This is a genomic window from Serratia sp. NGAS9 (genome assembly GCF_009905295.1).
Taxonomy (GTDB): Bacteria; Pseudomonadota; Gammaproteobacteria; order Enterobacterales; family Enterobacteriaceae; genus Serratia; species Serratia bockelmannii.
Genome location: NZ_CP047605.1, coordinates 579,125 through 604,426 on the forward strand (window position 1 = coordinate 579,125; position 25,302 = coordinate 604,426).

Annotated in this window: 25 protein-coding genes; 19 read left to right on the plus strand and 6 right to left on the minus strand. The window is 63.4% G+C overall.

Going from position 1 to position 25,302, the window contains the following annotated elements; all coding sequences use genetic code 11:
- Nucleotides 1–48 precede the first annotated feature (48 nt).
- Nucleotides 49–1,176, minus strand: a complete 1,128-nt coding sequence (locus GUC32_RS02680) for an iron-containing alcohol dehydrogenase (protein ID WP_043136185.1) — start codon at nucleotides 1,174–1,176, stop codon at nucleotides 49–51.
- A gap of 229 nt (nucleotides 1,177–1,405) precedes the next feature.
- Here GUC32_RS02680 and GUC32_RS02685 point away from each other — a divergent pair, with 229 nt between their 5' ends.
- The 3 genes from GUC32_RS02685 (at nucleotide 1,406) to GUC32_RS02695 (ending at nucleotide 3,951) form a co-directional block, all read left to right on the plus strand.
- Nucleotides 1,406–2,164, plus strand: coding sequence for a helix-turn-helix transcriptional regulator (locus tag GUC32_RS02685; protein WP_049204602.1), 759 nt, complete (start codon nucleotides 1,406–1,408; stop codon nucleotides 2,162–2,164).
- Between the two features lie 101 nt (nucleotides 2,165–2,265).
- On the plus strand, nucleotides 2,266–3,567 hold the full coding sequence (locus GUC32_RS02690) for an FAD-binding oxidoreductase (protein ID WP_033636959.1): 1,302 nt from the start codon (nucleotides 2,266–2,268) through the stop codon (nucleotides 3,565–3,567).
- Between the two features lie 18 nt (nucleotides 3,568–3,585).
- Nucleotides 3,586–3,951 carry a cupin domain-containing protein gene (locus tag GUC32_RS02695; protein ID WP_015376517.1) on the plus strand — a complete coding sequence of 122 codons (366 nt, stop codon included), beginning with the start codon at nucleotides 3,586–3,588 and terminating at the stop codon, nucleotides 3,949–3,951.
- A 46-nt stretch (nucleotides 3,952–3,997) separates the two neighbouring features.
- On the opposite strand, the gene GUC32_RS02700 is transcribed toward GUC32_RS02695, so the two are convergent.
- From GUC32_RS02700 to GUC32_RS02715, 4 genes are all read right to left on the minus strand, one after another.
- Entirely contained in the window at nucleotides 3,998–4,804 is an 807-nt protein-coding gene (locus GUC32_RS02700; protein ID WP_147823083.1) for an alpha/beta hydrolase, read from the minus strand.
- Nucleotides 4,805–4,898: 94 nt separating this feature from the next.
- Nucleotides 4,899–6,011: a class II histone deacetylase gene (locus tag GUC32_RS02705; protein ID WP_369435544.1), complete on the minus strand. Its 1,113-nt coding sequence runs from the start codon at nucleotides 6,009–6,011 to the stop codon at nucleotides 4,899–4,901.
- On the minus strand, nucleotides 6,008–7,195 hold the full coding sequence (locus GUC32_RS02710) for an MFS transporter (protein WP_313258850.1): 1,188 nt from the start codon (nucleotides 7,193–7,195) through the stop codon (nucleotides 6,008–6,010). Before GUC32_RS02710 ends, GUC32_RS02705 begins: the two co-directional genes overlap by 4 nt.
- 139 nt (nucleotides 7,196–7,334) lie before the next feature.
- Nucleotides 7,335–7,982 (minus strand): LuxR family transcriptional regulator, encoded by a 648-nt coding sequence (locus GUC32_RS02715; protein WP_043136164.1) that lies wholly within the window; start codon nucleotides 7,980–7,982, stop codon nucleotides 7,335–7,337.
- A gap of 481 nt (nucleotides 7,983–8,463) precedes the next feature.
- Here GUC32_RS02715 and GUC32_RS02720 point away from each other — a divergent pair, with 481 nt between their 5' ends.
- The 7 genes from GUC32_RS02720 to GUC32_RS02750 all read left to right on the plus strand — a co-directional run bounded on the left by GUC32_RS02720 (nucleotide 8,464) and on the right by GUC32_RS02750 (nucleotide 15,925).
- Nucleotides 8,464–10,176: an arylsulfatase gene (locus GUC32_RS02720; protein WP_149542347.1), complete on the plus strand. Its 1,713-nt coding sequence runs from the start codon at nucleotides 8,464–8,466 to the stop codon at nucleotides 10,174–10,176.
- Nucleotides 10,173–11,357 (plus strand): anaerobic sulfatase maturase, encoded by a 1,185-nt coding sequence (locus tag GUC32_RS02725; protein ID WP_369435545.1) that lies wholly within the window; start codon nucleotides 10,173–10,175, stop codon nucleotides 11,355–11,357. The genes GUC32_RS02720 and GUC32_RS02725 overlap by 4 nt, the downstream gene beginning before the upstream one ends.
- A 129-nt stretch (nucleotides 11,358–11,486) precedes the next feature.
- On the plus strand, nucleotides 11,487–12,980 hold the full coding sequence (locus GUC32_RS02730; protein ID WP_148123103.1) for an APC family permease: 1,494 nt from the start codon (nucleotides 11,487–11,489) through the stop codon (nucleotides 12,978–12,980).
- Nucleotides 12,955–13,545, plus strand: coding sequence for a DUF3156 family protein (locus GUC32_RS02735; RefSeq protein WP_049207849.1), 591 nt, complete (start codon nucleotides 12,955–12,957; stop codon nucleotides 13,543–13,545). The genes GUC32_RS02730 and GUC32_RS02735 overlap by 26 nt, the downstream gene beginning before the upstream one ends.
- On the plus strand, nucleotides 13,538–14,320 hold the full coding sequence (locus tag GUC32_RS02740) for an SDR family NAD(P)-dependent oxidoreductase (protein WP_043136148.1): 783 nt from the start codon (nucleotides 13,538–13,540) through the stop codon (nucleotides 14,318–14,320). The genes GUC32_RS02735 and GUC32_RS02740 overlap by 8 nt, the downstream gene beginning before the upstream one ends.
- Nucleotides 14,321–14,331: 11 nt before the next feature.
- A complete protein-coding gene (locus tag GUC32_RS02745) occupies nucleotides 14,332–15,129 on the plus strand; it encodes a molybdenum cofactor biosynthesis F family protein (RefSeq protein ID WP_308369823.1) in 798 nt (265 codons plus the stop codon).
- Nucleotides 15,130–15,133: 4 nt separating this feature from the next.
- Nucleotides 15,134–15,925 carry an SDR family oxidoreductase gene (locus GUC32_RS02750; RefSeq protein ID WP_033641763.1) on the plus strand — a complete coding sequence of 264 codons (792 nt, stop codon included), beginning with the start codon at nucleotides 15,134–15,136 and terminating at the stop codon, nucleotides 15,923–15,925.
- Between the two features lie 56 nt (nucleotides 15,926–15,981).
- On the opposite strand, the gene hpaR is transcribed toward GUC32_RS02750, so the two are convergent.
- A complete protein-coding gene (gene hpaR, locus GUC32_RS02755; RefSeq protein ID WP_049204618.1) occupies nucleotides 15,982–16,434 on the minus strand; it encodes a homoprotocatechuate degradation operon regulator HpaR in 453 nt (150 codons plus the stop codon).
- Nucleotides 16,435–16,760: 326 nt separating this feature from the next.
- Between hpaR and GUC32_RS02760 the strand changes: the two genes are divergently transcribed.
- The 9 genes from GUC32_RS02760 (at nucleotide 16,761) to hpaA (ending at nucleotide 25,147) form a co-directional block, all read left to right on the plus strand.
- The gene (locus GUC32_RS02760) at nucleotides 16,761–17,393 is read left to right on the plus strand and encodes a fumarylacetoacetate hydrolase family protein (RefSeq protein ID WP_049207851.1); all 633 of its coding nucleotides are present in this window, start codon (nucleotides 16,761–16,763) and stop codon (nucleotides 17,391–17,393) included.
- Complete coding sequence (locus GUC32_RS02765) at nucleotides 17,390–18,154, plus strand: fumarylacetoacetate hydrolase family protein (protein WP_016929192.1); 765 nt, start codon at nucleotides 17,390–17,392, stop codon at nucleotides 18,152–18,154. Before GUC32_RS02760 ends, GUC32_RS02765 begins: the two co-directional genes overlap by 4 nt.
- A complete protein-coding gene (hpaE, locus tag GUC32_RS02770) occupies nucleotides 18,151–19,605 on the plus strand; it encodes a 5-carboxymethyl-2-hydroxymuconate semialdehyde dehydrogenase (RefSeq protein WP_033636981.1) in 1,455 nt (484 codons plus the stop codon). The genes GUC32_RS02765 and hpaE overlap by 4 nt, the downstream gene beginning before the upstream one ends.
- A 37-nt stretch (nucleotides 19,606–19,642) precedes the next feature.
- Nucleotides 19,643–20,716, plus strand: a complete 1,074-nt coding sequence (gene hpaD / locus GUC32_RS02775) for a 3,4-dihydroxyphenylacetate 2,3-dioxygenase (RefSeq protein ID WP_089180517.1) — start codon at nucleotides 19,643–19,645, stop codon at nucleotides 20,714–20,716.
- Nucleotides 20,717–20,766: 50 nt separating this feature from the next.
- Nucleotides 20,767–21,153: a 5-carboxymethyl-2-hydroxymuconate Delta-isomerase gene (locus tag GUC32_RS02780; protein WP_193402598.1), complete on the plus strand. Its 387-nt coding sequence runs from the start codon at nucleotides 20,767–20,769 to the stop codon at nucleotides 21,151–21,153.
- Nucleotides 21,154–21,167: 14 nt separating this feature from the next.
- Nucleotides 21,168–21,971, plus strand: coding sequence for a 2-oxo-hept-4-ene-1,7-dioate hydratase (gene hpaH / locus GUC32_RS02785; protein WP_369435546.1), 804 nt, complete (start codon nucleotides 21,168–21,170; stop codon nucleotides 21,969–21,971).
- A 76-nt stretch (nucleotides 21,972–22,047) separates the two neighbouring features.
- Nucleotides 22,048–22,842, plus strand: a complete 795-nt coding sequence (gene hpaI / locus GUC32_RS02790; protein WP_099816600.1) for a 4-hydroxy-2-oxoheptanedioate aldolase — start codon at nucleotides 22,048–22,050, stop codon at nucleotides 22,840–22,842.
- 3 nt (nucleotides 22,843–22,845) lie between these two features.
- Nucleotides 22,846–24,216, plus strand: coding sequence for a 4-hydroxyphenylacetate permease (gene hpaX, locus GUC32_RS02795; RefSeq protein ID WP_089181649.1), 1,371 nt, complete (start codon nucleotides 22,846–22,848; stop codon nucleotides 24,214–24,216).
- Between the two features lie 34 nt (nucleotides 24,217–24,250).
- A complete protein-coding gene (gene hpaA / locus GUC32_RS02800; RefSeq protein WP_004933161.1) occupies nucleotides 24,251–25,147 on the plus strand; it encodes a 4-hydroxyphenylacetate catabolism regulatory protein HpaA in 897 nt (298 codons plus the stop codon).
- Nucleotides 25,148–25,302: the final 155 nt, after the last annotated feature.

The window sequence follows — 25,302 nt, forward strand, 5'->3', positions numbered from 1 at the left end:
GATGCCCATTTTCTTAACTCCTGCTAGTGCGTTGATCTGATTATATAATCATTCGACGCGAAACGCCTCTTCGATCATCCGTTGCCGCTGCGCCGGCGCATAGTCGATCCAGGAATTCTTGCTGTTGGATTTCTCCAGCGCCACCGCCAATTCCTGGCCGGAAATCGGCAAATCGTCCTGCCAGAACGGCGCAATGGCGTGGCGGGTGATGAAATCGGTCAGGTAGCTCTCCGGGCTGCCCTGCCAGTGCGGGTACAGGCGCGCGGCCAGCTCGGCCATCAGCGCGCGTTGCTGCGGCTGTTCGCTGGTTTCCAGCAGGGCGAGGAACGGCAGCAGCAGGCGGCCACAGACTTGGCCGTGGTGGTAGTCGCGCAGCGCGCCGATCTCGCCGGCGATGCCGTGAATGACCCCCAGCCCGGCGGCGCTCAGCGTCAGCCCGCCGAGGTAGGAAGCCTGCATGATCGCCTCGCGCGCCGCATCGCTGCGGTTGAGCGCCGGCCAGGCGGCGAGGAAGTGGCGTATGCCGTTCAGCGACATGTCGCGCGTCATGGCGCCGGCGGTTTTCGACAGATAGGCCTCGAACAGGTGGGTGAAGGCGTCGATAGCGCAGTAGGCCAACACTTTGTCCGGCGCGCCCGCCAGCAGCTGCGGATCGAGAATGGCGGTGTGCGGCACGAAGTTATTGTGGCGCAGCGAGGCCTTCACTTTGCTGACCTGGGTGTCGGTGATCACCGCGTTCTGCGTCACCTCGCTGCCGGTGCCGGCGGTGGTGGGAATGGCGATCAGCGGCAGGGTGGCGCCGCTGATTTTGCTGTCGCCGACTTTTTCCATATAGCGCAGCGTCGGCAGCGGATGCTCCACCAGCGCGGAGAACGCCTTGGCGGCGTCCAGCACGCTGCCGCCGCCGATGGCCACTACGCGCCGCGCCTGGCCGCGCCAGCGCGCCACCCAGGCGTCTATTTCCTGCGGCGACGCCTCGTGGCTGACGATCTCCGTGCCGATAAGCAGCGGCGTCAGCGATTCGCGCAGGCCGGCATACACCGGGCCGTTGAGAAAAGATCGACAGCTGAACAGCAGCGTCGGCTGCGGGTCGGCAAGCAGCAGCGGCGGCAGCTGCTGGATGCTGCCGTGGCCGAACCAGGTCTGGCGATTGGCGATGATGTGGCTGACGGACATGAGATCTCCTTGACGGCGTTGCAGAGCGCGATGCCACAGCATAAGCCAGCGGGCGCGGAGCGGCCACCGCTTTCCCCGCCGCGGCAACCTGTGAGTTGTTTAACATGTAAACGATCGCGTTCTTGCATTTCGGCGTTTTGGGTGCTTTTTTTAACAGTACCGGCCGTCGTGCGGCCAACCCCATCCGAAATCGGTAGATTGTTAATGTGTTAATAATGGCGAGGCGGGTATGGAAATTCAGGTTGAACGCTTGTCTGCGGTGATCGATGCGGTGGCTAGCCCGCGTTTTTATCCCAGCCTGTTGAATTGGCTGGAGGGATTTTTCGCCTTCGACAACGCCATCGTCTATGCCTTCGAACGCGGCCGGCCGCCGCGCTGCCTGATCAAAACCGAGCGGGAAAACAGCGATGCGGTCAATCAGATCTACCAACAGGGCGCCTACCTGCAGGATCCGTTTTACCGCGCGCTGAGCGACGGCGGCGAAGGCGAGGTGCTCACGCTGCGCCAGCTGGCACCCTGCGGGTTTTATCACAGCGATTATTACCGTAATTTTTATCGCAAGACCGGCTGGCACGACGAGGCCGGCGTGCTGCTGCAGCTGACGCCGGAGCGCGGGCTGGGGGTATTCTTCGGCTCGGTGCGCCGCACGGTGGCGGTACGCTATCCGCAGCGGGCGGATCTGCGCAGTGCGCTGACGCTGGTGAAAAGCGTGGCGCGGCTGCACGGCGAAGTGGTGGCGGCGCCGGCCGAGGCCGCGACGGTGAACGATGACGGCGGGCAGGCGCGTTATCTGCTGACGCCGCGCGAGCGCGAGATCGTCGATCTGATCCTCGCCGGCTGCGGTTCGCAGCAGATTGCCGACCGGCTGTTCATCAGCCTCGGCACGGTAAAAAATCACCGCAAGAACATCTACGGCAAGCTGAACATCGGCTCGCAGGCCGAGTTGTTTAGCCTGCTGCTGACCGCCCCGCAGCGGCGCAGCGCGTGAATGTTAATTTTTTGTAGCGAATGTCCCTAAGGGGACATAGCGAACGATCCCACTGCTCCCGATAATCCGATGTCATGGCATAGGCAATCGGGAGTGCGGCAGTGAACAACGAAATCGAGTCCTTAACCTACTACGCGGCGACCAAAAAATACGATCTGCGCTTCCCGACGCTGGAAGAGGATCTGGACGTCGACGTGGTGATCATCGGCGGCGGCTTCTCCGGCATCAACACCGCGCTGGAGCTGGCGGAGAAGGGCATCACCAACATCGCCATTCTCGAAGGCCGCTATCTGGGTTACGGCGGCACCGGACGCAACGGCGGCCAGGTGATGGCCGGCATCGGCCACGATCTGGAGAAGATCAAGCGCCACGTTGGCCCGGCCGGGCTGGAAACCATCTTCAAAATCAGTAACCTCGGCGCCGGCATTATCCGCGAGCGCATCAAGAAATATGACATCGACGCCGACTTCTGCTTCGGCTACGGCTATCTCGGCAGCAACGCGCGCCAGGAGAAGACCCTGCGCGGCTGGCTGAAGGAGTTCAAGGCGGTAGCGCCGCAGGAGGAGATTGAGCTCTACACCGGGGCGGAGGTGAAGCAGGTGGTGGGCTCAGACGCCTACACCTGCGCGCTGAAGCACATGGGCGGCGGCCACGTACATTCGCTCAACCTGCTGCTGGGCGAGGCCAAGGCGCTGAGCGGCTACGGGGTGAAAATCTTTGAGAACAGCAGCGTGCTCAACGTGGAGTATGGCCCGCGCATCACGGTGCGCACCGCCATGGGCTCTGTGCGCGCCAACAAGATGCTGTGGGCCTGCAACGGCTTTCTCAACGGCATGGAGCCGCAGATCTACCGCAAGACCATCAATACCTACGCCTTCCAGCTGGCCACCGAGCCGCTGTCTGACGATCTGATCCGTCAGATCAGCCCGATCCGCGGCGCCTACAGCGACATCCGCCCGGTGATCGATTATTACCGGGTGACCAACGAGAACCGGCTGCTGTTCGGCAGCGCCACCCGCCTGATCGAATATTTCCCATCGGATCTCAAGGCCTGGAACCGCAACCTGATGCTGAAGGTGTTCCCGTACCTGAAAGACGTGAAGATCGATCTGGCCTGGGGCGGCCCGCTGTGCTGTAGCGCCAACCTGTTCCCGCAGATCGGCACGCTGCCGGATCGCGACAACGTGTTTTACGTGCAGGGCTACTCCGGCTTCGGCGTGACGCCGAGCCACATCGTGTGCAAGGTGCTGGCGGAGGGCATGAGCGAAGGATCCGATCGGTACGATCTGATGAGCTCGATCCCGCACGTCAACATCTTCGGCAAGGACAAGCTGCGGCGGGTGATGACCACCGCCGGTAAGGTTTGGCACCAGACATCCGGCTACTGGAAAGGCCGCCGTTAACCCTCAGAGGAGAATCTCATGAAACCGTTATTGCTTAAACAACCGCTGCCAGAACTGCTGGAGATCGGCAGCGTCAGCAACCTGGGCGCCACGGTGATCGCCGGCACGCCAAACGTCGGCGTGGCCAGCATCTTCGGCGAACCGACCGACAACTTGAACTGCGGCGTGTTCAGCTGCACCCGCGGCAGCTTCGTGATGGAGTATCCGTTCGCCGAGCACGCTACGGTGTGGGAAGGCAGCGCGACCCTGACCAACGAACGCACCGGCGAATCGGTGCAGTATCAGGCCGGCGATTCCTGGTTCGTCGAGAAAGGCACCCCGGTGCGCTGGGACATCACCTCGGATCGCTTCGTCAAACACTACCTCGCCATCGTCGAAGGCTGACGCCGTCATGCCCCCCTCAGCAGGCTGAATGCCGAGGGGGAGCGCCTTAGCCTAACGCCCGCGTAATAAAATCAGTCACCCGCTTGAGGATCTGATCCTTATTGGTTTCGTTAAAGCTCTCGTGCCGCCCGCCCGCATTGATCATCCGTTCGAAATCGTCGCCGCGCAGACGATCGAGCGCGGTTTGCGTTTCGCTCATCAGCACCAGCCGATCGTCGTCGCCATGGATCCACAGCGTGGGCAGCGCGCCGAAGCCCGGCCCGGCGTTGATGGCGGCGAGGATCCGCTGCATGGCGCGTAGGGTGGGACGCTTGAACGGCCCGTGCCACACCAGCGGATCTTCCTGATACGCCGCGCCAACCGCCGGATCGCGCGCCAGGGTCGCGGTATCCAGCGGCGCGTCGGGGATCGTCGGCAGTTCAGCCAGATCGGAAATCGCCGTTCTGTCGCCGAGCAGCGGGCCGGACAGCACCAGCGCGCGTACCTCCTCGCCATGGCGCTGCACGTAGCGGGTGGCGATCATGCCGCCCATCGAGTGGCCGATCACCACCAGCGGCAAGGTGGGGTATTGCTGCCGGAAATGGCTGACCACGCGCTGCACGTCGTCGACCACGGCGTCATAATCTTCGATCAGCACGCGCTCGCCCTGCGACAGGCCGTGGCCGAGATGGTCGGGGCCGAACACCCGCGCGCCCTGCGCCTGCAGCGTGCGCGCCACGTATTGATAGCGGCCGAGGTGCTCGCCGTAGCCGTGCACCAGCAGCGCCAGATAGTGCGGCTTGTCGTTTCCCCAGTCGTGCACGGCGATGTCGCCGTGACGGCCTTTGATAAAGCTGACGGTTTGTTCGGACATGTTATTGTTCTCATGGTGGTAGGGTTGCCTTTCAGCGTAGCGGCTGGCGGCGAGGTTGTCAGGGGCGCCGGGTGCGGCGCCCGCAGAGAGGGGATTACAGGCTGAACTGGCGCGCCAGCTCGTCGAGCGCTTCGCGCTGGAAGCGGTTGAAGGCGTCGCGCGGCTGCTGCTGTTGGATGAACGTCAGCAGCGGATCCTGCACTTCAGTGCGCACGCCGCTTAGCTGTTCCATCACCGCCAGCCCGCAGAACGGCACGTAGGATTCGGCGTAGCCGCCTTCATGCACCATCACCAGTTTGCCGCCGCATAGCCGGTCGGCGGCCTCCTGCACCAGCGCGGTCATGGCGCGGAAGCTGTCGCTGTGCAGCTGCATGCGCGCCAGCGGATCGAGGGCGTTGGCGTCGTAACCGCAGGCGACGATGATCAGCTCCGGCTCGAATTTTTCCAGTACCGGGATGATGATGCGCCGCATGGCGTGCAGGTAGCCGTCGTCGCCGGCGCCGGCCAGCATCGGCACGTTAACGTTGCAGCCCGCCCCGTCGCCTTCGCCGCGATCCTGCTCGCCGGAATAGCCCGCCGGGAAGCAGCCGTCCTGATGCAGCGACAGCGTCAGCACGTCGCCGCGCTGCCAATAGATGTGCTGGGTGCCGTTGCCGTGGTGCACGTCCCAGTCGAGCACCGCGACTTTGCCGAGGCCGTAGCGGGCCTTGGCGCGCTCGATGGCGATGGGAATATTGGCCAGGAAGCAGAAGCCCATCGATTGATCCGGCAGGCAGTGGTGGCCCGGCGGGCGCGACAGCGCATAGGCATTATCCAGCTCGCCCTGCAGCACCGCCTCCACCGCCGCGCAGGCCAGCCCGGCGGAGAGTTTGGCGATTTCATAGCTGCCCGGCCCCAGCGGCGCTTCCTCCCCCAGCAGGCCGCCGCCGCTGTCGCTCACCTGTTTGAAGCGCTGCAGGTAGTGGGCGGGGTGGATGCGCAGCAGGTCTTCTTCCGTCGCCGGTTCGGCGCTCAGCAGGGTGAGCTGGCGCGACAGGCCGGATACGTCCATCAGGTTCTTCATACGCCGTTTGGTTTCCGGCGATTCGGCATGGCCGGCGCCCGAGGGCGGTTGCACCCAGCCGCCGACCGGCAGGGTGGTGGCGTGCAGGCCGGTGCTGTGCCAGAAACAGCGTTCATCAAACAAGAAACCGGTTGTTCTTTTCACCTTTCTCCTCCTGTTATACGGCGCGGTGCGCGCGGTGAAGCCAGCGAAATCAACAGCAGCGACAGCAGCGCGCAGCCCAGCGCGCCGAACAGCAAGGCGTTGAAACCGCCGGAAGATTCGATCAGAGAGCCGGCCAGCGTCGGGCCGATGGCCATGCCGCCGCCGATCACCAGGTTGATGCCGTTCATCAGCTTGCCGTCGTTATCCAGCCCGGCGACCCGCGCCAGAATGAACGGCAGCACGAAGGTCCAGGTGAATTTGAACAGCAGGGCGGCCAGGGCGAAGCGCAGGAGCAGGGGCTGGCCCATCAGCAGCGCCACGCTGGCCAGCAGAAGGGCGTACCCCAGCACGATCAGGCGTCCGCCGCCGAAGCGCGCGCCGATCAGCGCCGCGGCCCCCGCGCCGACGATGCCGATCAAGGTGGCGACGGCCAGCACCTGGCCGCTGTGGGCCGGCGACAGCCCGGCGCCGGCGGCGATGCCGCCGATAAAGGTCCAGACCGCGCTCAGGCTGATGTAAAAGGTCAGCACCGCCAGCACGGCGCACAGCTTGCGCGCCAGCGAGGCGGCGGGGCCGCTGCGGGCGGTGCGGGCGGCGGTGAAACCGTTGGGGAACGCCGGGATGAGCGGCAGGCAGCACAGCATGATGGCGGCCAAAATCAGGTAGACCGCCATCAGGCCGAAGAGCGCAAACAACGGTGGCAGCACCAGCAGCCCGACCGCGCCCAGCACCAGCTGGCCGAGCACCCAGAAGGCATAGACGCGGCTGGGATTGGCGGTGCCGGCAGCGCAGGTGATGCACAGGATCATCAAGGTGCCGCCCGCCAGCGAGGCGATAAAGCGCAGCGGTAGCAGCAAGGTAAAATCTTGCACCAGCGCCGAAGCCAGGTTGCCGGCGATAAACACCAGCGCCGACAGCGTAGCGACCCGCCGCCAGTTGATGCGCCCGATCCACCACCACGCCGGCAGCGTGGCCAGGCTCATGGCGCCGAGTTCGGTGGAGAACAGGTGGCCGATCTGCGCCGGGCCGAGCTGCCACTGAGTAGCGAGCTGGGCGGCCACGGCGGGGGCGGTCATCAGAATGCCCGGCGCGATGGCGGCGAAGACGATAATGGCGGTCAACAGCCGCGGCGGGCAGGGGAGCGCCGCGCCGACGGCGGGCGCGGAAACCGAATCACTGGACATAAACCTTTTCCCCAAGCGTTGAGTGACGATGAAATATCCCGCCTGGCCCGATTGCGGGCAGGGGGAGGCCGCGCCATAAATGGCGAATACGTTTTGGCGTTATTTTCCGGCCGTCGGCAGCGGCGGCCGTTATCGGGCGTTAACCGTGGGCGAGAAAGCCGCCGGCGACCAGTTCGGTGCGGTTCACCACGTCGGTTTTGGCGAAAATATTGCGCATATGGGTTTTCACCGTGGACAGCGAAATGCCCAGCTTCAGGGCGATGCGCTTATTGCTGGCGCCTTCGCGAACCAGGTTGACGATCTCTTGCTCTTTGGCGGTCAACAGCTGCGCCTCGCCGTCGGGCAGCAGATCGCGCGTCGCCAGCTCGATCAGCGGCAGCACCGCGCGCAGGCGGCCGCGCTCCACGTCAGTAAACGGCGTATCGCGGATCAGCGATACCCCGGCGACGATGCGCTTGCGCTGGCGGATGAAGATCTCCGTCATGTCGCGCATGTCGTTCGGCAGCATAAAGTCGTGGTAATAGCGGCGGTTGCCGGCGATCGCCGCCGGGCTCATGCCGACCATGGTGATGTCCTGGCGATGGAAATTGGCCGGCTGCAGCGGGTCTATCTGCTGGAAGTGGTTCAGGTACTGCTGATGCGTTTTATCGGGCATGCCGTGCAGGATGTAGTGATCCGGCCGCAGGTCGCGATCGACCAGATAAAACACCCCGGCGGACACCGGGATCAGGTGCGTAATGGTCGCCAAACAACTGTTGATAAAGGCATCGGATGCGGTGCTGTGCATGATTCGTATTCCTCCCTTTATCGTTCAACTGGAGAATGTTGGCGGTCAATATATGAACGATACAAGCATAGTTGTAGCAATTTGGCAACACAATAAAAACATATTAACAACGTGAGGCCGATTGCAATAAAACACATAAATAACAAGATGACACTGCGTTTATCAGGGCTTTTTAGGGCGGATTTTTCGCGATTTTCATTAATAGGTTAATGAAATAGTTCGTCGCTTTTCCCGCTGAATTTACAGCGCTTTTGAATGCTTGCCTGGGCGAGGCCCTCGCCGCTCTGCGCGTGCTACAACCGGCGCGACCGTCGCCGTCCCTCGTTCTTAAGAACGATAGCCAGGCTTTTCCACCGCTTCCTACACTGCGAATTGAAGATAGCGCCAGGCGGCGCCAAACGTATAAGACGAAAAAATGATGACCTTTCTCGGGCTGAGGCGTCGGGTTGTTCAGTCCGCATGACCATACGGGGAACGAACGATGCAGAAAAAAACGTTGGCGGTGGCGTTGAGCGGTGCCTTATCGGGCCTGGCTCAGGGGGCGGACGCCGATCGCCCCAATGTGCTGATCATTCTGGTGGACGACATGGGCTACTCCGACATCAGCCCGTTCGGCGGCGAGATACCGACCCCCAACCTGCAGGCGCTGGCCGAGCGGGGCGTGCGCATGAGCCAGTACTACACCTCGCCGATGTCGGCGCCGGCGCGGTCGATGTTGATGACCGGCAACACCAACCAGCAGGCCGGCATGGGCGGCATGTGGTGGTATGAGAGCACCGCCGCGCAGCCGGGCTATGAAATGCGGCTGACCGACCGCGTGACCACATTGCCGGAGCGTTTTCGCGATGCAGGTTACGCCACCATGATGGCGGGCAAATGGCACCTGGGCTATGTCGACGGCGCCAAACCGACCGATCGCGGCTTCGAGCGCGCCTTCGCCTTTATGGGGGGCGGCACCAGCCATTTCGACGATGCGAAACCGCTGGGCACCGTGGAGGCGTTCCATACCTTCTACACCCTGAACGGCAAACGCGTGTCGTTGCCCAAAGATTTCTATTCCAGCAAGGCCTATGCCGATCAGCTGGAACAGTGGATCCGCGATACGCCGCAGAGCAAACCCGTCTTCGCCTATCTGGCGTTTACCGCGCCGCACGATCCGCTGCAGGCGCCGGATGACTGGATCGCCAAATTCGACGGCAAATACGACGCCGGCTATCAGCAGGCCTATCAGCGGCGCATTCAGCGCCTGAAGGCGCTGGGGTTGATTTCCGATCGCACGCCGATGCCGACGCTGGCGCTGGATAAGGCCTGGAACACGCTGACGCCCGAGCAGCAAAAATATGAAGCCAAGACCATGCAGGTGTACGCGGCGATGATCGCTTATATGGACGATCAGATCGGCGCGGTGCTGAACACCCTGAAGCAGACCGGCCGTGACCAAAATACGGTGATCGTGTTCGCCACCGACAACGGCGCCAACCCCGCCAGCGGCTTCTACTACGGCTCGAAGCCGGAGTATTGGCGGCAGTTCGACAACAGCTACGCCAACCTCGGCCGCAAGGGATCGTTCATTTCCTACGGGCCGCACTGGGCCAACGTCAGCAACGCGCCGTACGCCAACTACCACAAAACCACCAGCGCGCAGGGCGGCATCAATACCGATTTCATCATCTCCGCGCCGCGGCTGAAGGGACGCGGCGGCATCGACCGCACGCCGATGGCGGTGTATGACATCGCGCCGACGCTGTATGACTATGCCGGCATCGACGCCAACAAACCGCTGAAGGCCAAACCGACGCTGCCGATGGTCGGCGTCAGCTTCAAGCGCTATTTCAGCGGCGAGGCCGACGGCGTGCCGCGCGCGACCTACGGCGTGGAGCTGCATAACCAGGCCGCCTATGTGGATGGCGTCTGGAAGCTGCGGCGGTTGGTGAAGGCCGGGCCGACGGCGCAGATGGCGCCGTGGGGGCTGTTCAACCTGCATGACGATCCGCTGGAAACGCGCGATCTGGCCGCCGCCAACCCGGATCGAGTCAAACGGCTGAGCGAGGCGTATCGTCGCTTTGCGCAGCAGGGCATGGTCATTGAAGCCAAAGGCGCAGCGATCGACTACCTCGGCGTTGACGCCAGCACCGGTGACTACATCGGCCTGGATCCGCTGACCCACAAACCGTTGCCGCAGGCGGCGCCATGAACCTGGCCCAGCTGCGCGCGCAGCAGATCCCGGTAGAGAGCGAACCGCGCGCGGCGGCGCCTTTTCATTTGCTGGTGAAGCCGATCGGCGCCGGCTGCAACCTGGGTTGCCGCTACTGCTACTACCCGCAGCGCCAGCAGGAGCGGACGCGCAAGATGGACGACGACCTGCTGGCGGAATTTATCCGCGGCTACATCGCCGCCCAGCCGCGTTACAGCCGCGAGATCAACTTCGTCTGGCAGGGCGGTGAACCGCTGCTGGCGGGGATCGGTTTTTACAAGCGGGCGCTGGCGTTGCAACGCCGCTACGCGCCGCCGGGCATGCGGATCAGCAACAGCCTGCAGACCAACGGTACCCTGCTGAACGACGCCTGGTGCCGGCTGTTCCGGCAGCATCACTTTATCCTCGGCGTCAGCCTGGACGGCGACCGCGAGGTACAGGACGCCCACCGGCCGGACAAGCGCGGCGGCGCCAGCTATGACGCCGCGCTGCGCGGCATTGCGTTGTTGCAGCGCCATCAGATCGACTTCAACCTGCTGATGGTGGTGCACGACGGCGTCGCGGATCGCGCCGAGGCGATCTACGATCATGCGGTGGCGATCGGGGCGCGTTATCTGCAGTTTCAGCCGCTGATGCTGGAAGGGGATGCGCCCACCGCCGGTTACGGACTGAGCGCCGCCAACTGGGGGCGCTTTATGCTGGCGGTATATCGCCGCTGGCGCAGCCGCGGGCATATCGGCCAGGTCTTCGTGATGAACATCGAACAGGTCTACGCGCAGTATTTCACCCACGTCAGCCCCAGCTGCGTGCACGCCGAACGCTGCGGCGGCAATCTGGTGATGGAGCCGGACGGGCGGCTTTACGCCTGCGATCATCTGATCAATGCGCAGCATCTGCTCGGCCATGCCGATCGCCACACGCCGCTCGCCACCCTGGCGGCAAGGGCGGCGGAGATGCCGTTCGGTAAAAACAAGAGCCTGCGCCGCGAGTGCCAACGCTGCAGCGTGAAAAGCGTCTGCCAGGGCGGCTGCCCGGCGCATGTGGGCGAAGATCGCTATAACCGGCTGTGTGCCGGTTATTACGCCTTCTTTTCCGCGCTGCTGGCGCCGCTGCGCGCCTACCCGCGCAGCCCGCAGGGGGCGATGCAATGGCGCGCCGCCGTGAGCGCCGCCGCAGGTTGAAACCGTCTCGTCCTTAAGGACGATAGTCAGCATTTTCCTTTCCTCTCTATAGTGAGATTACCGCCGCTGGCGGTGAAAAACCTGCAAGCACCTGCATGCATCAGGCCAAAACTATAAGAGGAAATAACCATGAACCTGTCGTCGCGGTTGCACGCCCACCTGGCTAGAGGCAAGGTCGGCTTTCCCACCACCCTGGCCAGTTCGGTCGGGGTGATCATGGCCAGCCCGGTGATCCTGACGGTCACCAGCGGCTTCGGCATCGGCGGCGACACCTTCGCGCTGGCGATGCTGATCGCCTTCATCATGATGCAGGCGCAGCTCACCACCTTCTCCGAAGCGGCGTCGCTGCTGCCGACCTCCGGTTCGGTTTACGACTACATCTCCTGCGGCATGGGGCGCTTTTTCGCCATCACCGGCGCGCTGTCGGCCTACCTGATCGTGCATATCTTCGCCGGCACCGCCGAGACCATTCTTTCCGGCATCATGGCGCTGGTGAACTTCGAGCACCTCAACACCCTGATGGAAAGCCACAATGCCTCCTGGATGGTCGGCGTCGGGCTGGTTGTCGTGTTCGGCCTGCTCAACGCGTTTGGCATCGAGGCCTTCGGCAAGGCGGAGATCGTGCTGACCTTCGCCATGTGGAGCACGCTGGTGATTTTCGGCATCGTCGGGCTGCTGTCGCCGCATGCGGTGCCGCTCGAGGGCTGGTTCGGCAGCACGCTGAGCCTGAACGATCCGTTCGCGGTGTTCAGCCTGATCGGCATGGCGATGTTCATGTTCGTCGGCTGTGAGCTGGTGACACCGATGGCGCCGGAGATCAAACGCTGCGATTGGGTGATCCCGCGCGCGATGGCGCTCGGGCTGTGCGGCGTGGCGGTGTGCATGGCGCTGTATGGCGCGGCACTCAGCCATCAGGTGGAAAACGTGGTGATCGACGCCGCCAGCGGTACGCGCCTGCTGGAAACGCCGATGGCCATCCCGGCGTTCGCCGGCCAGGTGATGGGCCAGTTAGGCAAATACTGGTTGGGCGTCGGCCTGCTGTTGGCGGGCGCGGCGACCATCAACACGCTGATGGCGGCGGTGCCGCGCATTCTGTACGGCATGGCGCTGGACGGCGCGCTGCCGCGCATGTTCGCTTATCTGCACCCGCGCTTTAAAACGCCGGTGGTCGGCATTTTGGTGGCGGTCCTGATCCCCTGCGTACACGCCTTCGCCATTCAGGGCAACCTCGACAGGATCATTCCGCTGGTGCTGGCGGCGGTGTGCGCCTGGGGCGTGGCCTACCTGCTGGTGACCTGTTCGGTGGTGATCCTGCGCGTGCGCCGCCCCGACCTGCCGCGCGCCTATAAATCGCCGTGGTTCCCGCTGCCGCAAATCGTTTCCAGCGTCGGCATCGTGCTGGCCATCGTCTACATCACGCCGCCGGGGATGAACCCGAGCGACATCTACATTCCCTTCGGCTGGATGATCGGCCTGACCGCCGCCTATGCGCTGTTCTGGACGCTGTGCGTGCAGAAAGTGAACCCGTTCAAGCCGGTGCCGGTCGAGCAGGTGCTGGAGAACGCATTTGCCAAGGGTGAAAACGAGGAGGCGCAGTTTGATCGGCTTACTTCCCTCACTTAATCGCGCCTGGCGGCGCGCGCCGTCGGGCTATCGGCCGGGCGCCGCGCTGGATCGTCTGGCGCGCAATCTGGAACCCTACGCGTGCGAACGCCTGGCGCCGGGCCTGCTGCGGCTGACGCTGCCGCAGGGGCCGCAGATCGAGATCGGCGAACAGGTGCAGGGGCTGTTTATGGCGCATATCGTCAGCCACCGTTTTCGGTTGCAGGGCGCATGCGCAGAGCAGCCTCCGCTGACGCTGGACGTGGTGACCGGCGGCTGGCTGCGGCGGCGCGGGGTGCGCTATCTGTTGCGCCAACGCCATGCAGCCGCGCAGCGAGTGCTGGAAGGGCTGCAGCGCTACCCGCAGATCGGCGAGACGCTGGCGCAGCTGGATTTTCGCCGCGTGCGGCTGACGGTGAACGACGGGCGCTGGCAGGTGGATATCGAGCATTTTGCCGCGTCGGAGGTGGTCAGCCGTTTGCCGGCCGGCCGCCGCTATCTGCGGCTGGATGCCGAACAGCGGCGGCTGCTGTTGAGCAGCCTGCTGATGATCGGCCAACTGATGGAGAAGCTGAATCATGAATAGAGTGGTTGTGATTACCGGCGGCGGCACCGGCGTCGGCGCCGCCTGCGCCCGTCTGCTGGCGGCGCAGGGCGATCGGGTGTTCATCATCGGCCGCCGCCCGGAACCGTTGGCGGCGCTGGCGCAAGAGATCGGCGCGCAGGCTTTGGTGGGCGACGCCGCCAGCGGCGAGAGCTGGAACCACACGCTGCTGCCGGCGATTCTGCGCGACGCCGGGCGCATCGACTGCCTGATCGGCAGCGCCGGCGGCATGGGCTTCAAGCGCATCACCGAGATGACCGACGCGCAGTGGCAAGGGGCGATGGACAGTAACCTCAACAGCGCTTTCGCCAGTGCGCGCGCCTGCCTGCCGGAGCTGATTAAAAGCGGCGGCAACCTGCTGTTCGTGGCCTCGATCGCTTCGCTGGCCGCAGGGCCGGAGGTCTGCGGCTACGTTACCGCCAAACATGCACTGATCGGGCTGATGCGCTCCATCGCCCGCGACTATGGCCCGCTGGGCGTGCGCGCCAACGCGGTGTGCCCGGGCTGGGTGACCACGCCGATGGCGGACGAAGAGATGCAACTGCTGATGGACGCCCATCAGATTTCGCTGGAGCAGGCCTACCAAATGGTCTGTCGCGACGTACCGCTGCGCCGGCCGGCCAGCGCCGAGGAGATCGCCCGCGTCTGCCGTTTCCTCTGTTCCAGCGAGGCTTCAATCATAACCGGCGCGGCGCTGGTGGCCGACGGCGGCTCCACCATCGTCGATGTGCCGACCCTGGCTTTCACTTCCCTGTAAGGAGCATTTCCATGAGTTCAGAAGCGGTATTCATTCAGGTTGGCGCGCTGGCGGAAGGCTTTGCGCCGCACAGCAATACGCTGGAACGCCAGCACGGCCTGGCGGGCACCACGCTGACGCTGCGCTTTAGCGACGGCGCGACGCAGCGCTGTCGGTTTACCGACGAGCAGACGATGGAGTGGGGGGAGCGGCGCGGCGTCGCCTATCGCGCTACCAGCATTCGCCCCGGCGTGTTGTTCATCGATTTTCTCGATCCTGCCCGCGCCAACGCCAGCATTACGCTGGTATGCGACCGTAATCAAGGCAACTTCACTGCGGTATACGGCCAACTGCCGGACGAAGCGCAGACGCGGCTCGATGCCTTCAGCCGGGTGGAGCAGGGGCTGCCGCTGACCGCGGTCGAGGCCGAATTCCGCTTCGGCACGCTGGACGACGCCGACGTGGCGCCGCCGGGCTTTACCGACGAGCTGATCGGCATGCGCAACATGTACACCTACAGCCCGACCGAGCGGTACGAGCATATCTACCTGAACGACAACTTCTACGCCTGGCAGTGTCTGGACGGGGTGGAGAAAGGACTGGCGGACGTCGATCGCTGCCACTACGTGAAGGTGGCGGATCAGCTTTATCTGTTCGTCTGGCGCGAGAAGATCATCCCGACGCTGGGCGTGGTGATGATCGATCTGCAGGGCATGCGCACCGACGGCAAGATCCTCGGCTATCAGGGCAGCGATTTCAGCGCGCTGAGCAACTTTGCGGTCGGCGCCCACGCGCAGGTGCTGAACACCACGCACCACCCGCGAGGATAGGCCGATGAGCGCAACCTATGCGGCCAATGCCTTCGCGGGGCAGGTGGTGCTGGTGACCGGCGGCGCTCAGGGCATTGGGCTGGCGATTGTCAGCGCCTTTGCCCGGCTGGGCGCCGAGGTGACGATCGCGGACGTGCAGCTGCCGCAGGCGCAGGCGGCGGCGCAAACGCTGCGGGACGAAGGGCTGAGCGTACAGGCGCTGGCCTGCGATCTGGCCGAGCCGGGGCAGATTGCCGAGGGAGTGGCGGCGGTGGGTGAGCGCCGTCAACGGTTGGACGTGGTGATCCACAACGCCGCCTATTTTCCGCTGACGCCGTTTACCGCCATCGACGCGGCCTTGTTGCAACGCACGCTGAGCGTCAATCTGATGGCGCCGTTCTTTCTGGCGCAGGCGGCGCTGCCGTGGATGCGCCGTCGGGGCGGAGGCTGCATTCTGGTGACCTCGTCGGTGACCGGCCCGCGGGTGGCCTACCCGGGGCTGGCGCACTATGCGGCCTCCAAGGCCGGGGTGAACGGATTTATTCGCGCGGCGGCGCTGGAGTTGGCGGCGGAGAACATTCGCGTCAACGGCGTGGAGCCGGGGATGATCCGCACGCCGGCGATGGCCAACCTGGGCGACGCGCAGGTGAATCAGGCGATCGCCGCCTCGGTGCCGCTCGGGCGGCTGGGGGAACCGGAAGACATCGCCGCGGCGATGGTGTTTCTCGCCTCGCCGGCGGCGGCCTACATCACCGGCCAGACGCTGGTGGTGGACGGCGGCGCGCTGTTGCCGGAAACGAATTCTCTGCTTACTTGACGCTGCAGCGTTGTTGGCTGCAACGCCAATTAATTTGAGCATTCCGGTTGGTTAAATCACTGCTTGGCGGGATGCGCGGCGACGTTGGCAGGCAGGCTGTCACCCAGGGTGATCAGCTCGTCCAGCAACGTCATCAGCTGGTCCATTTTCTGCCGCGAGAAAGCGGCTTCAATCTCGGCGTAGCCCTGTTCCACCTGGTGGCGCGCCACTTCATACAGATCCTGGCCCTGCTGGGTCAGCGACACGTACAGCTTGCGCTGATCGTTAACCGGCTTGAGGCGGAAGATCAGCTTATCACGCTCCATGCGCGACAGAATGCCGGTCAGGCTGGGGCGCAGGATGCAGGTTTCCGCCGCCAGTTCGTGGAATTCGATCGAACGGCTGTTGGCCAGCACGCGGATGATGCGCCACTGCTGCTCGGTCAGGTTGTGGCTTTTCAGGATCGGGCGAAAGAACCCCATGGCGGTTTCGCGCGCCTGCAGCAGGGCGATGGTTAACGATTCATGCATAAGTTTGGCCTTAGCTATCAAGGTGTTCGTTGTCACGGCGCTTACCGCAGGGCTGTTACCCCGCCAGGCCCGATTTTATTAATAACTTAATAGTAGCCAAAGTTACCCGCAGGGATAAAGCAAAAATGCGCGGGGCAGCGAAAAATGGCGATAAAAATGATTAATACGCTGAATAATCACGCTAATGTTCGTTGTTTGTGAATATTTTGTTATCACGATCACAAATCACTCCAAGCGCGTTGCGTAAAAGCTGCACAGCGTATAAAAGTAATCATTAATATATTAATGAATGCCGGTTGTCATGTTTTGCCATTGGAGGAGTTCGCATGAAAGGCACCGTATTTTCCGTTGCGCTGAACCACCGCAGCCAACTGGACGCCTGGGATCAGGCGTTTCACCAGCCACCGTATCAAACCCCACCCAAAACCCCGGTGTGGTTTATCAAACCGCGCAACACCCACCTCGCCAACGGCGGGGCGATCCCGTTTCCGGCCGGTGAAACCGTGCAAAGCGGCGGCACGCTGGCGGTGATCATCGGCGATACCGTGCGCAAGGTGCCGGCGGCGCAGGTGAGCCGTTATCTGGCCGGTTACGCGCTGGCCAACGACGTCAGCCTGCCGGAAAGCAGCTTCTACCGCCCGGCGATCAAGGCCAAATGCCGCGACGGGTTCTGCCCGCTGGGGGAGATTGGTCTGCTGGAGAATGCCGATCGGCTGGAGATCGTCACCGAGATCAACGGCGTGGAGCAGGACCGCTGGTCCACCGCCGATCTGGTGCGCTCGGTGCCGGAACTGATCGCCGCCATCAGCGATTTCATCACCCTGCAGCCGGGCGATGCGGTGTTGATCGGCACCCCGCACCAGCGGGTGGAGATCAAACCGGGGGATGAGGTGACGGTGCGCGCCGCCGGCCTGCCCACTCTCACCAACCGCGTCACCCAGGCAGGAGCCGCATCATGAAACATGCCCGTATTCGCCATCATGGCCAGATCGTCAACGTTCAGGTGGACGACCAACTGCGTGTCACGCTGCCGAACGGCGAGGTGCTGCAGGAGCGCGAAGTGGAATGGCTGCCGCCGGCGCAGGGCACGGTGTTCGCCCTGGGACTGAACTATGCCGACCACGCCAGCGAGCTGGAATTTAAAGCGCCGGAAGAGCCGCTGGTGTTCCTCAAGGCGCCGAACACCCTGACTGGCCACCGTCAGGTGTCGGTGCGTCCGGCCGGCGTGGAGTACATGCATTACGAAGCCGAGCTGGTGGCAGTGATCGGCAAGACCGCGCGCAACGTCAGTCGCGAGCGCGCCATGGAGTATGTGGCGGGTTACACCCTGTGCAACGACTACGCCATCCGCGACTACCTGGAGAACTACTACCGGCCGAATCTGCGGGTGAAGAGCCGCGACACCCTGACGCCGATCGGGCCGTATATCGTCGATCGCGACGACGTCGCCGATCCGCATCGGCTGGCGCTCAGCACCTATGTCAACGGTGAGCTGCGCCAGCGCGGCAGCACCGCCGACATGATTTTCGACATTCCGTTCCTGATCGCCTACCTGAGCGAATTCATGACGCTGCAGCCGGGCGACATGATCGCCACCGGCACGCCGAAAGGGCTGGCCGACGTGCAGCCGGGCGACGAAGTGGTGGTGGAGATCGAAGGTATCGGCCGTTTGGTTAACCACATTATCAGTGAAAAAGATTACGAGGAGAGCCTGCGATGAAAACCATCAACCACTGGATCAACGGTAAGAACGTCGCCAGCAAAGAGTATTTCACCACCACCAACCCGGCGAACGGCGAGGTGCTGGCGGAAGTGGCCTCCGGCGGCCAGCTGGAGATAGACCAGGCGGTGGCCGCGGCGAAAGAGGCGTTCCCCAAGTGGGCGAATACGCCGATGAAAGAGCGCGCGCGCCTGATGCGCCGTTTGGGTGAACTGATCGACCAGAACGTGCCGCAGATCGCCGAACTGGAAACCGCCGACACCGGCCTGCCGATCCACCAGACCAAAAACGTGCTGATCCCGCGCGCTTCGCACAACTTCGAGTTCTTCGCCGAGGTGTGCCAGCAGATGAACGGCAAGACCTACCCGGTGGACGACAAGATGCTCAACTACACGCTGGTGCAGCCGGTAGGGGTATGCGCGCTGGTATCGCCGTGGAACGTGCCGTTCATGACCGCCACCTGGAAAACCGCGCCTTGCCTGGCGCTGGGCAACACGGCGGTGCTGAAGATGTCCGAACTGTCGCCGCTGACCGCCGACCGCCTGGGCGAGCTGGCGCTGGAGGCCGGCATCCCGGCCGGGGTGCTGAATGTGGTGCAGGGCTACGGCGCCACCGCCGGTGACGCATTGGTGCGCCATAAAGACGTGCGTGCGGTCTCCTTCACCGGCGGCACCGCCACCGGCCGCCGCATCATCGAAAGCGCTGGGTTGAAGAAATTCTCCATGGAACTGGGCGGCAAGTCGCCGGTGCTGATCTTTGAAGACGCCGACATCGAGCGGGCGCTCGACGCCGCGCTGTTCACCATCTTCTCGATCAACGGTGAACGCTGCACTGCCGGTTCGCGCATATTCATTCAGGAGAGCATCTACCCGGAATTCGTCAAACGCTTTGCCGAGCGCGCCAACCGTCTGCGCGTGGGCGATCCGCAAGATCCCAACACCCAGGTGGGCGCGTTGATCAGCCCGCAGCACTGGGAAAAAGTCTCCGGCTATATCCGCCTCGGGGTGGAAGAAGGGGCAACCCTGCTGGCCGGCGGCCCGGACAAACCGGCCGGTTTGAGCCACGGCAACTTCCTGCGCCCGACGGTGCTGGCGGATGTCGATAACCGGATGCGCGTGGCGCAGGAGGAGATTTTCGGGCCGGTGGCCTGCCTGCTGCCGTTCAAGTCGGAAGAAGACGGCCTGCGCATGGCCAACGACGTGGAGTACGGCCTGGCGTCGTACATCTGGACGCAGGATGTGAGCAAGGTTCTGCGCCTGGCCCGCGGCATTGAAGCGGGCATGGTTTTCGTCAACACCCAAAACGTACGCGATCTGCGCCAACCGTTCGGCGGCGTGAAAGCCTCCGGCACCGGCCGCGAAGGCGGCGAATACAGCTTCGAAGTGTTCGCCGAAATGAAGAACGTGTGCATTTCCATGGGCGACCACCCGATCCCGAAATGGGGCGTTTGAGCCTCAGGCCACAATAATAACGAAAGAGATGAGAACAATGACGACAAAACTGACCACTGATGCTGTCCCTGCTCCCGACGTCGTGCGCTGTGCCTACATGGAAATTCAGGTCACGAACCTTAAAGCCGCACGCGAATTTTACGTCGATATCCTCGGCCTGGTCGTGACCGCCGAAGAGGATAAAACCCTCTACCTGCGTTCGATGGAGGAGTTTATTCATCATAACCTGGTGCTGCGCGAAGGCCCGGTCGCCGCCGTGGCGGCGTTTGCTTTCCGCGTGCGCACGCCGGAAGACGTCGATCGCGCCGAAGCGTATTTCAAGGCGCTTGGCTGCCGTACCGAGCGTCGGGTGAACGGGTTCGCCAAAGGCATCGGCGATGCGGTGCGGGTAGAGGATCCGCTCGGTTTTCCGTATGAGTTTTTCTACGACGTGCAGCACGTCGAGCGTCTGGCCTGGCGCTACGATCTGTATACGCCGGGCGCGCTGGTGCGCCTCGACCACTTTAACCAAATCACCCCTGACGTGCCGCGCGCCGTGGAATACATCCAGGGGCTGGGCTTCCGCGTGACGGAAGACATCCGCGATGAAGACGGCGTGGTTTACGCGGCCTGGATGCGCCGCAAGGCGACGGTGCACGATACCGCGATGACCGGCGGCGCCGGGCCGCGCATGCACCACATCGCCTTCGCCACCCATGAAAAGCACAACATTTTGGCCATCTGCGACAAGCTCGGCGCGCTGCGCAAATCCGATTTGATCGAACGCGGCCCTGGTCGCCACGGCGTCTCCAACGCGTTCTATCTCTACCTGCGCGATCCCGATGGCCACCGGGTGGAAATCTACACGCAGGATTACTACACCGGCGATCCGGACAACCCGACCGTGACCTGGGACGTACATGACAACCAGCGCCGCGACTGGTGGGGCAATCCGGTGGTGCCGAGCTGGTACACCGAAGGATCGCTGGTGCTGGATCTCGATGGGCAGCCGCAGCCGGTCATCGAGCGCAGTGCGCCCAGCGAAATGGCCGTCACCATCGGCGCAGACGGTTTTTCCTATACCCGCGAGGGCGATACGGAAAAAGGTTTCAAACTTGGCAATACGCTGTAAATGCCGCTGCGCGGGCCTTGCCCGCGTCTATGCGCCGTCTGGAGAACGCTATGCCCCATTTTTACGCTGAATGTACCGACAACATCCGCCGCGAGGCGGATTTGCCCACCCTGTTCGCCAAGGTCAACGAGGCGCTGGCGGTGACCGGTATCTTCCCGCTGGCCGGCGTGCGCAGCCGCGCCATCTGGCTCGATACCTGGCAGATGGCCGACGGCAAGCAGGATTACGCCTTCGTGCACATGACGCTGAAGATCGGCCACGGCCGCAGTCTGGAAAGCCGGCAGCAGGTGGGCGAGATGCTGTTTGCGCTGATCAAGGAACACTTTGCCGCGCTGATGGCGCAGCGTTACCTGGCGCTCTCTTTCACCATGGAAGAGCTGGATCCGGTGCTGAATTACAAACAGAACAATGTCCACGCGCTGTTCAACAAGGCGTGAATAAGGGGTCGTACATGCTGGATAAAGAGCAGATTAACCGCGCCGTGCAGCGCCTGCATCAGGCGGAAAAGAGTCGTGAGCAGATCCGCGCGCTGTCGCTCGATCATCCCGAGATCACCATTGAAGACGCCTATGCCATTCAGCGGCAGTGGGTGGCGCTGAAGATCGCCGAGGGGCGCACGCTCAAAGGCCACAAGATCGGCCTGACGTCGCGCGCCATGCAGGTGAGCTCGCAGATCACCGAGCCGGACTACGGCGCGTTGCTGGACGACATGTTCTTCAACGACGGCAGCGACATTCCGATCGACCGCTTTATCGTGCCGCGGGTGGAGGTGGAACTGGCGTTCGTGCTGGGCAAGCCGCTGCGCGGGCCGAACTGCACGCTGTTCGACGTCTACAACGCCACCGACTACGTCATTCCGGCGCTGGAGATCATCGACGCGCGCAGCCACAACGTCGATCCCGAGACGCAGCGGCCGCGCAAGGTGTTCGACACCATCTCCGACAACGCCGCCAACGCCGGGGTGGTGATGGGCGGGCGGCCAATCAAGCCGGATGCGCTGGATCTGCGCTGGATCTCCGCGCTGCTGTACCGCAACGGCGTGATTGAAGAGTCCGGCGTGGCGGCGGCGGTGCTCAATCATCCGGCCAACGGTGTGGCCTGGCTGGCCAACAAACTGGCGCCGTATGAGGTGGAGCTGGAAGCGGGGCAGGTGATCCTCGGCGGTTCCTTCACCCGGCCGGTGCCGGCGCGGCGCGGCGATACTTTCCACGTCGATTACGGCCCGATGGGCTGCATCAGCTGCCGCTTCGTCTAATAAGCCGGCTCGGCGAACCGGGCCGCAATAATCGGGCGGGGGCCACGCGTCGCGCCCGCTTGTCAGGGAGAATGCGATGTTAACCAACCACTTCAAGCGAGCGCTGCAGGAAAAACGCCCGCAGATCGGGCTGTGGCTCGGGCTGTGCAGTAGCTACAGCGCCGAGCTGCTGGCCGGCGCCGGTTTCGACTGGCTGCTGATCGACGGCGAACATGCGCCCAACAACGTGCAAACGGTGCTGGGGCAGCTGCAGGCGGTCGCGCCTTACCCGAGCCAGCCGGTGGTGCGCCCGCCGTGGAACGACGCGGTGATCATCAAGCAACTGCTGGACGTCGGCGCGCAAACCTTATTGATCCCGATGATTCAGAATGCCGAACAGGCGCGCGACGCGGTGCGCGCCACGCGCTATCCGCCGCACGGCGTGCGCGGCGTCGGCAGCGCCCTGGCGCGCGCCTCACGCTGGAACCGGGTGCCCGATTACCTGCAGCAGGCCGATGAGCAGATGTGCGTGCTGGTGCAAATTGAAACCCGCGAAGCGGTGAAAAACCTCGACGCCATTTTGCAGGTGGAAGGGGTGGACGGCGTGTTTATCGGCCCGGCGGATCTCAGCGCCGACATGGGCTTTGCCGGTAATCCGCAGCACCCGGAGGTGCAGCGCACCATCGACGACGCCATCGCGCGTATCCGCGCCGCCGGCAAGGCGCCGGGCATTTTGATGGCCAACAAGGTACTGGCGCAGCGCTATCTGGAGGCCGGCGCGCTGTTCGTTGCGGTGGGGGTGGATACCACCCTGCTGGCGCGGGCGGCGGAAGCCCTGGCGGACGAGTTCAAACAGGGCGGGGCGCAAGCGCCTTCATCGGGAGTCTACTGAACCATGAACCACGTCGATTCGCTGCCGCCGGCCAACCCGGCGCAGCAACATAAAGCGTTAACCGCCGCCGAGCAATCGGTGATTAAAAAGTTGTTTCGGCGCCTGATCATTTTCCTGTTCGTGTTGTTTGTTTTCTCTTTCCTCGATCGTATCAACATCGGCTTCGCCGGGCTGACGATGGGCAAAGATCTCGGCCTCAGCTCGACCATGTTCGGGCTGGCGGCGACGTTGTTCTATGTCACCTACGTGATCTTTGGCATACCGAGCAACATGATGCTGAGCCGGGTCGGTGCGCGGCGCTGGATCGCCACCATCATGGTGCTGTGGGGCATCGCCTCCACCTGCACCATGTTCGCCACCGGGCCGACCAGCCTGTACGTGCTGCGCATGATTGTCGGCATCACCGAGGCCGGCTTCCTGCCGGGCATTCTGGTGTACCTCACCTACTGGTTCCCGGCGTTTTACCGCGCCCGCGCCAACGCGCTGTTCATGATCGCCATGCCGGTGACCATGGCGATCGGCTCGCTGGTCTCCGGCTATATCCTGGCGCTGGACGGGGTGATGAACCTGAAGGGTTGGCAGTGGCTGTTCCTGCTGGAAGGCATTCCATCGGTGCTGCTGGGCGTGGTGGTGTGGTTCTATCTCGACGACACCCCGGCCAAGGCCAAGTGGCTGACCGACGAGGAAAAAGCCAGCCTGCAGGCGATGATGGAGGCCGACAAGCTGCAGCTGGTGCAGCCCAACGGGCCGAGCAGCCACCGCGCGCTGCAGCAGCGCAGCCTGTGGCGTGAGATCTGCACGCCGATTGTGCTGATGTACACGCTGGCCTATTTCTGCCTGACCAACACCCTGAGCGCGATCAACATCTGGACGCCGCAGATCCTGCAGAGCTTCAACCAGGGCAGCAGCAACGTGACGATCGGCATTCTGGCGGCGATCCCGCAGATCTGCACCATCGCCGGCATGGTGTGGTGGAGCAAACGATCCGACAGGCTGCAGGAGCGCAAGCATCACACCGCGCTGCCGTACCTGTTCGCCGCCGCCGGCTGGCTATTGGCGTCCGCCACCGATCACAGCCTGATCCAGCTGCTCGGGATCGTGATGGCCTCGGTCGGCTCCTTTACCGCCATGGCGATCTTCTGGACCACGCCGGATCAGTCGATCAGCCTGGAAGCGCGGGCGGTGGGGATCGCGGTGATCAACGCCACCGGTAACATCGGATCGGCGCTCAGCCCGCTGCTGATCGGCTGGTTCAAGGACATGACCGGCAGCTTCAACTCCGGGCTGTATTTCGTTTCGGCGCTGTTGATCGTCGGCGCCGTGCTGGTGTGGCGCATTCCGATGAAGGATTCGCGCCCGAGAGCGACGCCTTGATGCGCAAGTGGGCATGATTGCAGGAGGTCATGAGGTGCGGAAAAGTACCGGCTTTATCGCCAACATCGATATTTGCAAAGAGTATGACGCGCGCTACGCCGCCGACGAGGTGCACTACGAAACCTTCGCCGGGCTGGCGGCATTCTTCGGCCGCGACATGCAGGTGCACTGGCACGACTGCTTCTTCCAGGTGCATTTCCTGGAGACCGGCAAGATAGAGTTGCAGCTCGACGATCAGCACTATTCGGTGCAGGCGCCGCTGTTCATCCTCACGCCGCCGTCGGTGCCGCATGCGTTCTTCACCGAACCGGACAGCGACGGCCACGTGCTGACGGTGCGCCAGGAGCTGATTTGGCCGCTGCTGGAGCGCCTGTACCCCGGCAGCAACCTGGCGCTGGACATGCCGGGCATCTGCCTGTCGCTGGCCGATGCGCCGCAGGAGCTGACGGCGCTCAGCCACTACTGGGCGCTGATCCGCCGCGAGTTCGCGCAGAACCTGGCCGGGCGCGAACAGACGCTGGCGCTGTTGGCGCAGGCGGTGTTCACGCTGCTGCTGCGCAACACCGCGCTGGAAGACAGCGCCAACAGCGGCGTGCGCGGCGAACTGCAGCTGTTTCAACGGTTTAACAAGATGGTGGACGAGCGTTTCCGCGAGCATCTGCCGGTGCCGGAGTATGCGCAGGCGTTGGGCGTGACCGAATCGCGGCTCAACGACCTGTGTCGGCGCTTCGCCAACCGGCCGCCCAAACGGCTGATTTTCGATCGGCTGCTGCGCGAGGCCAAGCGCATGCTGCTGTTCAGCGCCTGCACGGTGCATGAAACCGCTTACAGCCTCGGCTTCAAGGATCCGGCCTATTTCGCCCGTTTTTTCAATCGGCTGGAAGGCTGTTCCCCCTCGACCTACCGCGCGGCGCAACACGCCCTTTCGTAACCGCGATCACAGTTTGCCGCGAAAGCGGCAAACTGACCTGAAAAGTACCGGCGATTGCCGCAAAAGTCTCTTCTCGAAACCGGCTTTGTCAGCTTCAATTAAGCAACCAAAAGAAAACATTATTTTAACAAATGGCCGACTCCGCGGCCTGAAAA

Bases quoted from the DNA above. Each gene is read 5' to 3' on its own strand.
- hpaX (WP_089181649.1), top strand. From the start codon at position 22,846: ATGAACCACGTCGATTCGCTGCCGCCGGCCAACCCGGCGCAGCAACAT.
- hpaE (WP_033636981.1), top strand. From the start codon at position 18,151: ATGAAAACCATCAACCACTGGATCAACGGTAAGAACGTCGCCAGCAAA.
- GUC32_RS02730 (WP_148123103.1), top strand. From the start codon at position 11,487: ATGAACCTGTCGTCGCGGTTGCACGCCCACCTGGCTAGAGGCAAGGTC.
- GUC32_RS02685 (WP_049204602.1), top strand. From the start codon at position 1,406: ATGGAAATTCAGGTTGAACGCTTGTCTGCGGTGATCGATGCGGTGGCT.
- GUC32_RS02760 (WP_049207851.1), top strand. From the start codon at position 16,761: ATGAAAGGCACCGTATTTTCCGTTGCGCTGAACCACCGCAGCCAACTG.
- GUC32_RS02780 (WP_193402598.1), top strand. From the start codon at position 20,767: ATGCCCCATTTTTACGCTGAATGTACCGACAACATCCGCCGCGAGGCG.
- GUC32_RS02725 (WP_369435545.1), top strand. From the start codon at position 10,173: ATGAACCTGGCCCAGCTGCGCGCGCAGCAGATCCCGGTAGAGAGCGAA.
- GUC32_RS02740 (WP_043136148.1), top strand. From the start codon at position 13,538: ATGAATAGAGTGGTTGTGATTACCGGCGGCGGCACCGGCGTCGGCGCC.
- GUC32_RS02745 (WP_308369823.1), top strand. From the start codon at position 14,332: ATGAGTTCAGAAGCGGTATTCATTCAGGTTGGCGCGCTGGCGGAAGGC.
- GUC32_RS02710 (WP_313258850.1), bottom strand. From the start codon at position 7,195: ATGTCCAGTGATTCGGTTTCCGCGCCCGCCGTCGGCGCGGCGCTCCCC.
- GUC32_RS02700 (WP_147823083.1), bottom strand. From the start codon at position 4,804: ATGTCCGAACAAACCGTCAGCTTTATCAAAGGCCGTCACGGCGACATC.
- hpaI (WP_099816600.1), top strand. From the start codon at position 22,048: ATGTTAACCAACCACTTCAAGCGAGCGCTGCAGGAAAAACGCCCGCAG.
- GUC32_RS02750 (WP_033641763.1), top strand. From the start codon at position 15,134: ATGAGCGCAACCTATGCGGCCAATGCCTTCGCGGGGCAGGTGGTGCTG.
- hpaH (WP_369435546.1), top strand. From the start codon at position 21,168: ATGCTGGATAAAGAGCAGATTAACCGCGCCGTGCAGCGCCTGCATCAG.
- hpaR (WP_049204618.1), bottom strand. From the start codon at position 16,434: ATGCATGAATCGTTAACCATCGCCCTGCTGCAGGCGCGCGAAACCGCC.
- GUC32_RS02715 (WP_043136164.1), bottom strand. From the start codon at position 7,982: ATGCACAGCACCGCATCCGATGCCTTTATCAACAGTTGTTTGGCGACC.
- GUC32_RS02765 (WP_016929192.1), top strand. From the start codon at position 17,390: ATGAAACATGCCCGTATTCGCCATCATGGCCAGATCGTCAACGTTCAG.
- GUC32_RS02695 (WP_015376517.1), top strand. From the start codon at position 3,586: ATGAAACCGTTATTGCTTAAACAACCGCTGCCAGAACTGCTGGAGATC.
- GUC32_RS02720 (WP_149542347.1), top strand. From the start codon at position 8,464: ATGCAGAAAAAAACGTTGGCGGTGGCGTTGAGCGGTGCCTTATCGGGC.
- hpaD (WP_089180517.1), top strand. From the start codon at position 19,643: ATGACGACAAAACTGACCACTGATGCTGTCCCTGCTCCCGACGTCGTG.
- GUC32_RS02680 (WP_043136185.1), bottom strand. From the start codon at position 1,176: ATGTCCGTCAGCCACATCATCGCCAATCGCCAGACCTGGTTCGGCCAC.